This window comes from Vibrio brasiliensis LMG 20546, from assembly GCF_000189255.1.
Taxonomy (GTDB): domain Bacteria; phylum Pseudomonadota; class Gammaproteobacteria; order Enterobacterales; family Vibrionaceae; genus Vibrio; species Vibrio brasiliensis.
Genome location: NZ_AEVS01000101.1, coordinates 1 through 10680 on the forward strand (window position 1 = coordinate 1; position 10680 = coordinate 10680).

Sequence of the window (10680 nt, forward strand, 5' to 3'; positions counted from 1 at the left end):
AACTACAGTATAAAATTTTATATTGTGATGCTATCATTAGTGGAAAGTTTTCAAGTGGTGATACTTCTGATTTAACATGTCTCGAGGAAGTGATTGACCATGGAAATAAGCCTGCTTTATATGCGTATATGGAAAGTTATAAAAATAATTATCATAAAGGATTTGATTATAAGGAAGAGTATTTAAATCTTTTTTTATGAAAATATTTCAGATAGCGAATCAGAATCATTAAATGGGTTTCTCGAAATGAGGTGTTTTTTTATTCCGTTAGAGCTGTGTGATCCTGTTAGTGCTTGGGATTAAAATAAAGAATAAGGTCAGGTCTTGTCTTTTAAGGTAGGAGTAACAACAAGTTGAGTGTTTTAGAAATTTTTCGTTTTGTTTTTCCATTGGCGTCTTTTATATGTGTAGTTGTATTGATCCATTCCCCACTTATTTTGAAAAATTTTAGAACTGACAAAGGTAAAGTGGGCCCTAGAGACTTCACAATGCTGTTTAGTAAAAAAAATTTTTTGAATGAACAAGGGCTTATTATTAGGGAAAGGTTGCGACTAATCATTAACTGGTCATTTTTTATTTCACTGTTGTCTTTTTTATTTCTTATTTATAAACAAAATGTGGTTGTTATTTAGGTTTTTTGTCTGGTCAACGCTGCCTTTCACTTAACAGTATTTATTGGTTATCACAATGATTATATCGTTGATGAAATAGGAAGCTTACTAATATCTTTGGTATGCGCACTTGGTTTTTTTGCGTCCTTTGATGATAGGTATAATAAGTACTCTGTATTGTTCGTGTTTTCATCTTTTATATTGGCGAATTGGTATTATTAACTAAAGGATCACTAAGATTTTTAGTTTTATGTTTGCACTTTTGACTGAGATGTCGAGTGAACTGTATTTTTACAATGCTAAGTAAAGGTTTTGATATTGATAAATGATATTTTAGGCTTCGTTATGATTACCTCTACAGGGCTGTTTGGTCTTACGATTACTGTTGGGATTTTTATAATTTGTTACTTCAAAAAAGAGAATAAGAATAATTCGCGGTACTTAGAGGATTTCTTTATCATATTTTTCCACCAAAATAAGCTAACGCGAAAGGGTAGATATGTTCAGAAACTAGTTCGCCGGGTATTAATTGGTTCTTTATTAGTACTGTTTGGAGCATTTGGGGTAGCTCATACCTCCGGTATTTGATAGTTTATATGTCATTGATATACAGAGTCATTATAAAAAAGCAGTTTCATCTACTTACAACATCGTAAAGTCAGTACCAGCTATATGATACTGGAAAAACAAAGGCGAACTAATGTTCGCCTTTGTTATTACTGAGCCAATAGCTTTCTTATTGGCGCGGGTTCGGTATATTCGATTGATGTATCTTGCTTGAGTTTTTCAACCTGCTTAGATTCACCTTCAACGACTAATACCTGGTCCTTAGGTAGCTCATCAACGATGTTGAGACCATATTGATTGACGAGCTCACGAGCCTGCTCCGCTTGACCATCAAGATATTTAACGAAGTATCTTGTTGGCGCCTGCTCAATGGCCTCTTCTTTATTGCCAGGAAAAGGGAAGCCTTGACTATTATCTGCTAACACAGAGCCAGATATCCCAATCATTAGCAGTACTGAACATGTAATGAGTTTATTTACCATAGTGACTCTTACTCCTTAAGGAAAAGTAAGTGACCATCGGTTGATTGTACCTACATCTCGTCTAGCGCTATCAACCGCTTTTAGCTGCCAGTCACCCAGTGACTCAAAACCAGTGAAGTCAACTTGGTAGCTGTTCACGATATCATTTGAACTGCCACCTGTGTTGTCATGCAGAACAACTTGACCGCCATCTGGGGAAGTTAGAGTTACTTTCAGATCACCAATGTAGGTATGGCTGATATCGATCGCTACGGTCACTATACCTGCATCGCCTTCACGATCTACATAAAGTTCACTTATGACGCCGCGCGAGTTGTTATCTGGAATAGCAACCGCCGTGTCGTTGACAAAGCTATCAGAGGCACCGCCGCCGTTACCTGAACCTTCACAACCATTTTGCTCAAGGTATTTTACCGCTGCGTCACTGTCGACCAGACCATAACCTGTTCGATTGTCACGTCCAGCGATGTCGATATCGGTAGCGGTTTTAGTTAGTGCACTACGAATTTGCGCTGCGGTACAGCTAGGGAAGTAACTCCAGACTAGGCCAGCAACACCGGTAACATGAGGGGTCGCCATCGAAGTACCGTTATAGTACTCGTAATCTTCACCCAAAGTGGTCGATACAGAAACTTGCTGACCAGCGTAGGTAAGAAGTTGTTGACCAAACTCGCGGTCAACGGTTACCGAAAGCATGCGGGCACGATCGTTTGTATCGACAAGGAATGGATTTTGTAGTCCAGGTAAGTCGCTATTACTGTAAACAATGGACGCACTTGCTCCTGCATCAAAACAAGCTTGTACAGCATCGATTTCAGGGTAGCTGCCTGAGCTCTGATTACCGATACGCTCAACAAGACAAATCTTGTCTGTCATATCGCCACAGTTAAAACCTCCGCTTGAGGTATCACAGACACCCAGCGCAGCAGTCACTGCACCAGCTACTGGTTCCGACTCATAATTGCCTGAGCGTTGTACTAAGCGATTGTGTGGAACAATACCGCGATCAAACTGGCTTACACCATCTAGGCTGATATCAGATAGTTTACCTTCGCCAACTGTAACGGTAGACAGAATAGCCACACCAGGGCCAGAGATCTCGACCTGATTGGTCGCTTGTGAGAATGCAGCATGGTCATTCTTGTTGTCCGTAGCCGCTACCGACATCACCGAATCGTAAGATGCTGGATAACTATGGGCAGTATTACCATCGTTACCCGCCGCAGCGATAAGCAAGACACCTTGGTCATAAATACGTTGAAATGCTGATTTCTCAGTGACGCTAGACTGGCTACCACCCAGACTCATGTTAACCACATTGGCACCGTTGTCGGCACAGGTTTGAACGGCTTTAACCAAACTAGACGAGTAACCCCAGCCTGACTCGTTGAATACCTTCACAATGTGCAAGTTAACATTTTGATTAGGCATAACGCCTTTGATGCCTTCATTGTTGGCGATCGCGGCGATTGTCCCTGCAACGTGGGTACCGTGTGCATTGTTATTGCCTGGCGAACTCCATGACCCGGTACCGCTATCGTTAGTACCAGAGACTCGGTTACCACTCAAATCGTTATGAGATAGGTCGTAACCCGAGTCAATAATACAAACAGTGCGGTTGCCTGCGTTTGAATCATCGAGTAGTTGGGCATTAACGGCAGTATAGCCCCACGGAACGGTTTCACTCAGTAGATATCGAGGAGGGTCGACTTCTACATATTCTACGTCACTGCGATTGCTTAGCTGAGCAACCTTAGCGGTGTCGATTTCGATACTGTATATCGATTGGTCACCTAGTTTTTCTACTTTGTTGGCGTCAAGCTGTTCTAACACCGACTCCTGTACGATTCGAGGTCCGGCAAAGGAACTTCGGCTCATGGCAGATAGAGTAGAGGGATCTTCTTTGAACTTAACTATGTACTTAGTAGGTAGTTTAGATTCGTCGAATCCAGTTAAAGAAGCGTATGTTGACGTTGGTAGTGTTAGCGCTACTGCAACAGCAGTAGTCGAGAACAAACCTTTAATTGTATTTGTTGTGTGATGCATTTTGTCTTATTCCTTTTGAGACAATTCTATTCACTTTTTTTAAATTTATTCTCATTCCAGAAAAATCTGAACGAGCAATATAGCTATGATCACTCGATTCTAAATGCCAAATAATTTATGTCCTGAATGAATCAAAATGAACAAAAGATCAGCAATTCAACAAAATTGGTTAACATGTGTTATTTGAATTTATCCTTATAAAGCAATCACTTAATAGCAGCTTTGTGCATTGGTAGTCGTTTTTGTTGAGTAAATATTCTATTTTATGGGCGGTATTTAGATATTTACTAAATCTATTGAAAGTCGATCTTGGTTACAAAGCTGATACATAGAAGATGCTGATAATTGACTCGTTAGAGTAATTAGTCAGAAACTGTGTTCTTAGATGAGAGCGTTTCTCATTAATTACAAAAACGAGAATCTTATGAAAAGAACTATGACACTACTGAGTGCTTTATTGCCACTCTCATTTGCTTCGGCGTCAGAAGAGCTAACAACACCTGAAATGATCTCTCCGGCTCAGGTGGTTAGTGCGCAAAGCAAGCAAACATATACTTACGTACGCTGCTGGTACCGCACCAGTTATTCAAAAAATGATCCTGCCACTGATTGGGAGTGGGCAGAAAACTCAGATGGTAGCTATTTTACTTTGGATGGTTACTGGTGGAGCTCAGTCTCCTTTAAGAACATGTTCTATACCGATACGGCGTATAACGTGATTAAAGAGCGCTGCGAGCAAACTTTAGATTTAGCCAATGAAAATGCTGATATCACTTTCTATGCAGCAGATAACCGTTTCTCATACAATCACACCATCTGGAGTAACGATTCAGTCGTTCAGCCTCAGCAAATCAATAAAATTGTCGCATTTGGCGATAGCTTGTCGGACAACGGTAATATCTTTAATGCATCACAGTGGCGTTTCCCTAATCCGGACAGCTGGTTCTTAGGTCACTTCTCAAATGGTTTTGTCTGGACGGAGTATATTGCTCAGGCTAAGAATTTACCTTTATATAACTGGGCTGTTGGTGGCGCGGCGGGTGAAAATCAGTACATAGCTCTAACGGGCGTAGGTGATCAGGTAAGCTCGTACTTAACTTATGCTAAGTTAGCTAAGAACTACCGGCCTGAAAACACGTTGTTTACCTTAGAGTTTGGTCTGAATGACTTTATGAATTACGACCGCAGTGTAGCTGAAGTGAAATCGGATTATGCGGAAGCTCTGATTCGTCTGACTGATGCTGGGGCGAAAAACTTTCTATTGATGACACTCCCGGACGCGACGCGTGCACCTCAATTCACTTACTCGACACCAGAAGAGATAGAGAAAATCCGCGCTAAGATCGTTGAGATGAATAAGTTTATTAACTCTCAGGTCGAATACTACAGTGCTCAGGGTTACACAATTACGCTGCATGATACAAACGCACTGTTTGCCAGCCTGATTTCTGATCCGCAAGCTCATGGATTTAGTAATGCGAGTGAAGCGTGCCTGGATATCAATCGCTCTTCAGCTGTTGACTATCTATATAACCATACACTGCGCTCGCAATGTGCTTATGAAGGTTCGGATAAGTTTGTTTTCTGGGACGTGACTCATCCAACGACCGCGACACACAAATACGTAGCACAGAAGATGCTCGAAGACAGTAACCAACTGGCAAATCATCCATTCTAAATTAAACAGATTAAAGCCGAGCAGCAGCTCGGCTTTTTTAGATTTAGATATTGTGGAACAGGATCTCTAGCCTGAGTGTCGCCTTGGCTTCCCCTTCGCGCTGAGTATCTTGCTCTCGTCCCCAGTTGTATTCAGGTGTTAGTTCATAGAACAACCACGGTCGAAGAATGTTTTGTCGGTAGGTGAGCGAAACATGGGTATTGGTGATGTAATGGAAAGGGCGATTTGTGCCAGTGGTACTCGCTTGATAGCTAAGCGCCTGATGATCTGAGATATGTTGATACAGGGTTACTCCGGTCCCTAACTCCCAACCTTTTATATCGTCTTCGTAGCTAGCAAAATTACTCCAGCGAAACAGAAAGTCTGGTGATAAAGAGTAGTCGAGATCAAGTTCGGTAGACTCACCAGTAAGGCGTTTTTTCTGATAAATCTTTTGTGTTGCTCGTAACACAAGGTCGTCATTAATAGGGTAGGTGTAACGATATCTGGCTTCTATGCCTGGCTTCGCCGTCAGTTTAATATTGAAACTGCTGCGTTCTTTACTTAACCAATCGTACCTTAAGCCTAACGTGTTTTCGGCATCCTCTCCGCTGGTGGGAAATAGGTCAAAGAGATCGGATTCATCATCGGATTCAAACACGACTTTAAGCCGCTTGGTCACTTTAGGGAGGTGAAAACGAGCTTTAAAACGCGTTTTGAATTGATAGCCTTCACCTTCTATATAGGCGAAGTCATTTGTCCACCTGACGATACTCCCTGCTTTCGCGTCTTGATCGACTCGCTCGTCAACGAAAAAGCTATCGAACCATATCGCAGGCTGACAAAGCTTTGTATTGACGTAGCTAAACGCAGAATCGAGGATCTTGGCGCTATCGGGTTGGCTGTGGCAAGAAGAGTAGTCTACTTCCTGCTGAGCGTAACTGGAAAAGCTGGTGAAGAGTATTATTGAGACTAGATAACGCAAGTAATGGCAACAAAGAGTGATAAAGAATTCAGTATTGCGCTCAAGTATAGTTGCGGTCAATGATTTACTGCTGACAAAGCGCAAAAGTGTACCGCCAACCGCAAAACAGTTGGCGGTGGAATTATTTAGCCTGAGCTAACTGAGCGTACTGACGCAACAGGTCCGTTAGGGTAGTGACCCATTCCAGCGCATTTTGCGGGCTCTGCTTTAAGATGATTTCCACATGGTTACAGTGCGTTTCTAATGGGATTGCACGCTCTAGGTGGAAGGAAACAGTGTGGAAGTGCCACAGTAGCAGGCGCTGCATTCGAATGATGTTCTGCTGTTTATTGTCTGATTCAGCAAACAGTGCCGGTAGTTCGCTCAAGGCAATGGCGTTCATTCTTAGCATCGCGTCAAACTGAGCTTCTTGAAGCTTGTCCTGATCTTCAGTTTCATCATGGTCAAAGGTGAACAATTCCGTCATCGATTCTTCTGGAACCAGACGATGAATCATTTTCAGGCTTAACTCTTCTAGCTCTTCACGAGAGGTTTGAGAAAGACAGTGGTAGGTATAATCGCGTTGCATACGGGCTCTCTGACCAAGGAAGTTGGGCGGGTATTCTAGCGTTTGGTGGAAAAAATGCTACCAAATCCCATTAAGCACAAAAAAATCCCCGCTAAAGCGGGGTAATTTTTTGTTGTATTTGCTAGGTAAGCGACTGACGTTGTAATGAACCTTGTGCCATACTAAAAGTACGTTAAGAATTCTCACTTAACATTAGACTTGAAATGATATAACGCCAGTTTAGGTTACGTAATTATCATCATCTCCCTCAATAATTGAGATCTGGATTCCAATTTTATAAGAGTTAAGATGCATATTTTGACATAGCGGAGTTTCCCGATTAACGCTCGAATACCCACCAAAATAGGTAAGTGTGCTCACACATTGAACGCTTGAACGTTTGCGTAAAAATATGTGATGAAACTCTCATTTGTGGCGTTATACTTTCCGCCCGGTTGAGAATAACAGCTCTACCAATACAAGCCGTCACAGGGAATGGTGAATGACCCCACGGACAGGACCAGCTACCAATTCAATGCTTGTAGAGGTAATTTTTAATGAATGTTTTATTTGGCTTAATCGGTGTCATCGCCTTGCTTTTGTGCGCAGTATTACTGTCTGAAAGCCGCCAATCAATTAACTGGAAAACAGTGTCGCGTGCTCTGTTACTTCAAGTCGCTTTCGCAGCGCTTGTGCTCTATTTTCCATGGGGTCAGGCAGCGTTAACTAGCTTAAGTAGCGGTGTCTCAAGCCTGTTAGGTTTCGCTGATCAAGGGATTGCTTTCCTTTTTGGTGATCTGGCCAACACAGGGTTCATTTTTGCTGTTCGCGTTCTTCCTATCATCATCTTCTTCAGCGCTCTGATTTCTGCACTTTACTATTTGGGCATTATGCAAAAAGTTATCGAGTTTATCGGTGGCGGCATTCAGAAATTCCTCGGTACTAGTAAAGCTGAATCCTTAGTTGCTACGGGTAATATCTTCCTTTCTCAAGGCGAGTCTCCTCTTTTAGTTCGTCCTTTCCTTTCTCGAATGACTCGTTCTGAACTGTTTGCTGTAATGGCAGGCGGTATGGCGTCTGTCGCTGGTAGCGTACTTGGCGGCTATGCAGGCTTAGGTGTTGAGCTTAAGTATCTGATTGCGGCAAGTTTTATGGCGGCTCCAGGTAGTTTAATGATGGCAAAAATCATTGTCCCAGAGCGTGACACTCCAATTGATCAATCAAACATCGAGATGGATCAAGCGCAAGAGAGTAACGTTATTGATGCACTAGCAAGTGGCGCGATGAATGGTATGAAGGTAGCTGTTGCTGTCGGTACTATGTTAATTGCCTTCGTTAGTGTGATTGCGATGGTCAACACTGGGCTTGAGAGTCTTGGCGAAGTCGTTGGTTTTAGTGGCGTTACACTACAGGCTCTGTTTGGCTACCTATTCTCTCCACTAGCTTGGGTAATTGGCGTACCTTCAAATGAAGTGTTGATGGCTGGTTCGTACATTGGTCAGAAAATCGTAATGAATGAGTTTGTTGCCTTTATTGATTTTGTCGAGCATAAAGCACTGCTATCTGAACATAGCCAAGTGATCATCACTTTCGCCCTATGTGGTTTTGCAAACATCGGTTCAATTGCGATTCAGTTAGGCTCAATCGGTGTGATTGCTCCTGAACGACGTGCAGAAGTTGCAAACTTAGGTATTAAAGCAGTACTTGCTGGTACATTAGCTAACCTGATGAGTGCCTGTCTGGCGGGTATCTTTATCCTGCTATAAATTGTCACCAAATCTGATTCATGGCCCGAATAGGAAACTATTCGGGCTTTTTTGTTGCCTTCGGTTATTGCTAAAAAAATGATTTATAGCAAAGCCCTACGAGTATTTAGGCGTAGGATGAGAGCTCGTTATGAGTACAAAATTATAAGAGACTGCTTTATGAATGAATTAGTTCAACGTTTTCTGCGCTATGTGGCTTTTAATACTCAATCTAACCCTGCTAACTCGTCGTGTCCGAGTAGCGAAGGGCAAATGACATTTGCTCAGTTTCTCAAACAGGAGTTAGTCGAATTAGGGCTCAGTGATGTGTCACTCGATTCCAATGGTTATTTAATGGCACGACTACCAAGTAATGTTGAATATGAGGTTCCGGCGATTGGCTTTATCGCTCATATGGACACAGCTCCAGATGCCTCTGGTGAGAACGTAACACCGCAAATTGTAGAAGATTATCAAGGTGGCGATATCGCGTTAGGTAAAGGTGATCAAGTATTGTCTCCGATTCAGTACCCGGACTTACATAAACTGCATGGCCACAACTTGATTACTACTGACGGAACAACGCTACTTGGTGCTGACAATAAAGCGGGCATAGCGGAAATCATCTCTGCCATGGCTGAATTAATTGCTCACCCAGAGATCCCTCATGGTGAGATCTGTATTGGTTTTACGCCGGATGAAGAAATTGGTCGTGGTGCCAACCTCTTCAATGTCGAAAAGTTTGGAGCTCAATGGGCTTATACCATTGATGGCGGACCTGTCGGCGAACTCGAGTATGAAAATTTCAATGCGACCAGTGCCGATGTGATTTGCCATGGGGTCAACGTTCATCCAGGCACCGCGAAAGGCAAGATGGTCAACTCAATGAACATCGCGGCACAGTTCCAGATGATGATGCCAAGTGATGAAACTCCAGAATGTACAGAAGGCTATCAAGGTTTCTATCACCTTAAATCGGCGAGTATGTCTGTTGCTCGTAGTGAACTAGGCTACATTATTCGCGACTTTGACCGCGAAGGACAACAAACTCGTAAGCAGTTTATGACGGATAAAGTGGCAGAGTTAAACAGCAAGCTTAAACAGGGTCGGGTTGAGCTCAAATTAACGGATAGTTACTTCAATATGAAAGAGCAGGTGGAGCCATATCCACACATCATTGAATTAGCAAAACAAGCGATGATTGCCTGCGATGTAGAGCCACAAATCAAACCGATTCGCGGAGGAACAGATGGCGCTCGTCTATCGTTTATGGGCCTGCCATGTCCGAATATTTTCACAGGCGGATACAACTTCCATGGCATCCATGAATTCATTTCAATTGAAGGAATGGAGCAGGCGGTGAAAGTTATTGTGACATTGGCAGAGAAAACGGCACTTAACTACCAATAACTCTTTGGATAGAACCTGATATTTCATTGAAAATCATATACATTTATAGCTATGAGAAAATGTATTTGGATATCAGGATGAAAAGGATATTGCTGCTACTAACACATCTTATGTGTCTTGCTATGGGCTTCGCGTTAGGGATCTATGCGTTGCCCATATTGATCCAACCAGCATCTCCTACTATGCAGCAGGTGCAGAGCATAACGACACAAGCTATCTACACAGGTAGTTTCCAGAAAGACCGCAAAGATAGCGACTTCTTACACTGGGGTGAGGGCTCCTTATCCATTAGTGATAATCAGGTCGCGTTTGTCGGCGAGTTAGCCCCAGGCCCAGATTACAAATTGTATTTTTCACCAACCTTCGTCGAGACGGAAGCGGATTTTGCTGCCCACAAAGATCAAATGGTTCAGGTTGGTGATGTAAAAAGCTTTGATCGTTTTACGGTCAGCCTCCCAGAAGGGTTTGATGCGAGTCAGTACAATACGGTGATTGTTTGGTGTGAAACTTTTGGCGAGTTCATCACTTCGGCGCGCTATAAATAATTGCCTTGTAAGACATTTCTGATTAATTGGTCTCACACCTATCTCAAATCTGAGGATTTGGTATTTTTTGCGCCTTAAGGATGTT

General features: G+C 42.6%; 9 protein-coding genes. 5 read left to right on the top strand and 4 right to left on the bottom strand.

Features of this window, described 5'->3' with window-relative positions; translation table 11 throughout:
• The coding region (locus tag RH46_RS22415; RefSeq protein ID WP_006881065.1) for a hypothetical protein at positions 1-200 on the top strand (200 nt) is incomplete at its 5' end.
• A 1127-nt stretch (positions 201-1327) separates the two neighbouring features.
• Here the strand turns inward: RH46_RS22415 and RH46_RS18600 are convergent.
• Together RH46_RS18600 and RH46_RS18605 are read right to left on the bottom strand one after the other, a co-directional pair.
• On the bottom strand, positions 1328-1660 hold the full coding sequence (locus tag RH46_RS18600) for a S8 family serine peptidase (protein ID WP_006881068.1): 333 nt from the start codon (positions 1658-1660) through the stop codon (positions 1328-1330).
• Positions 1661-1675: 15 nt separating this feature from the next.
• Positions 1676-3706 carry a S8 family serine peptidase gene (locus RH46_RS18605; protein ID WP_006881069.1) on the bottom strand — a complete coding sequence of 677 codons (2031 nt, stop codon included), beginning with the start codon at positions 3704-3706 and terminating at the stop codon, positions 1676-1678.
• A 424-nt stretch (positions 3707-4130) separates the two neighbouring features.
• On the opposite strand from RH46_RS18605, the gene RH46_RS18610 reads away from it, so the two are divergent.
• Positions 4131-5384: an SGNH/GDSL hydrolase family protein gene (locus tag RH46_RS18610; protein ID WP_040896232.1), complete on the top strand. Its 1254-nt coding sequence runs from the start codon at positions 4131-4133 to the stop codon at positions 5382-5384.
• A gap of 43 nt (positions 5385-5427) precedes the next feature.
• On the opposite strand, the gene RH46_RS18615 is transcribed toward RH46_RS18610, so the two are convergent.
• A complete protein-coding gene (locus RH46_RS18615; RefSeq protein ID WP_050789252.1) occupies positions 5428-6348 on the bottom strand; it encodes a hypothetical protein in 921 nt (306 codons plus the stop codon).
• A 121-nt stretch (positions 6349-6469) separates the two neighbouring features.
• The gene (locus tag RH46_RS18620) at positions 6470-6916 is read right to left on the bottom strand and encodes a hypothetical protein (protein ID WP_006881072.1); all 447 of its coding nucleotides are present in this window, start codon (positions 6914-6916) and stop codon (positions 6470-6472) included.
• A 536-nt stretch (positions 6917-7452) separates the two neighbouring features.
• On the opposite strand from RH46_RS18620, the gene RH46_RS18625 reads away from it, so the two are divergent.
• The 3 genes from RH46_RS18625 to RH46_RS18635 all read left to right on the top strand — a co-directional run bounded on the left by RH46_RS18625 (position 7453) and on the right by RH46_RS18635 (position 10595).
• On the top strand, positions 7453-8661 hold the full coding sequence (locus RH46_RS18625) for a NupC/NupG family nucleoside CNT transporter (protein WP_006881073.1): 1209 nt from the start codon (positions 7453-7455) through the stop codon (positions 8659-8661).
• Between the two features lie 159 nt (positions 8662-8820).
• Entirely contained in the window at positions 8821-10050 is a 1230-nt protein-coding gene (gene pepT / locus RH46_RS18630) for a peptidase T (protein ID WP_006881074.1), read from the top strand.
• A 77-nt stretch (positions 10051-10127) separates the two neighbouring features.
• A complete protein-coding gene (locus tag RH46_RS18635) occupies positions 10128-10595 on the top strand; it encodes a DM13 domain-containing protein (protein WP_040896235.1) in 468 nt (155 codons plus the stop codon).
• The last annotated feature ends 85 nt before the right edge of the window (positions 10596-10680 follow it).

What these genes read in the sequence shown, in the direction of transcription:
- RH46_RS18610 (WP_040896232.1), top strand. Translation starts at nt 4,131, where the DNA reads ATGAAAAGAACTATGACACTACTGAGTGCTTTATTGCCACTCTCATTT.
- pepT (WP_006881074.1), top strand. Translation starts at nt 8,821, where the DNA reads ATGAATGAATTAGTTCAACGTTTTCTGCGCTATGTGGCTTTTAATACT.
- RH46_RS18600 (WP_006881068.1), bottom strand. Translation starts at nt 1,660, where the DNA reads ATGGTAAATAAACTCATTACATGTTCAGTACTGCTAATGATTGGGATA.
- RH46_RS18635 (WP_040896235.1), top strand. Translation starts at nt 10,128, where the DNA reads ATGAAAAGGATATTGCTGCTACTAACACATCTTATGTGTCTTGCTATG.
- RH46_RS18620 (WP_006881072.1), bottom strand. Translation starts at nt 6,916, where the DNA reads ATGCAACGCGATTATACCTACCACTGTCTTTCTCAAACCTCTCGTGAA.
- RH46_RS18625 (WP_006881073.1), top strand. Translation starts at nt 7,453, where the DNA reads ATGAATGTTTTATTTGGCTTAATCGGTGTCATCGCCTTGCTTTTGTGC.
- RH46_RS18605 (WP_006881069.1), bottom strand. Translation starts at nt 3,706, where the DNA reads ATGCATCACACAACAAATACAATTAAAGGTTTGTTCTCGACTACTGCT.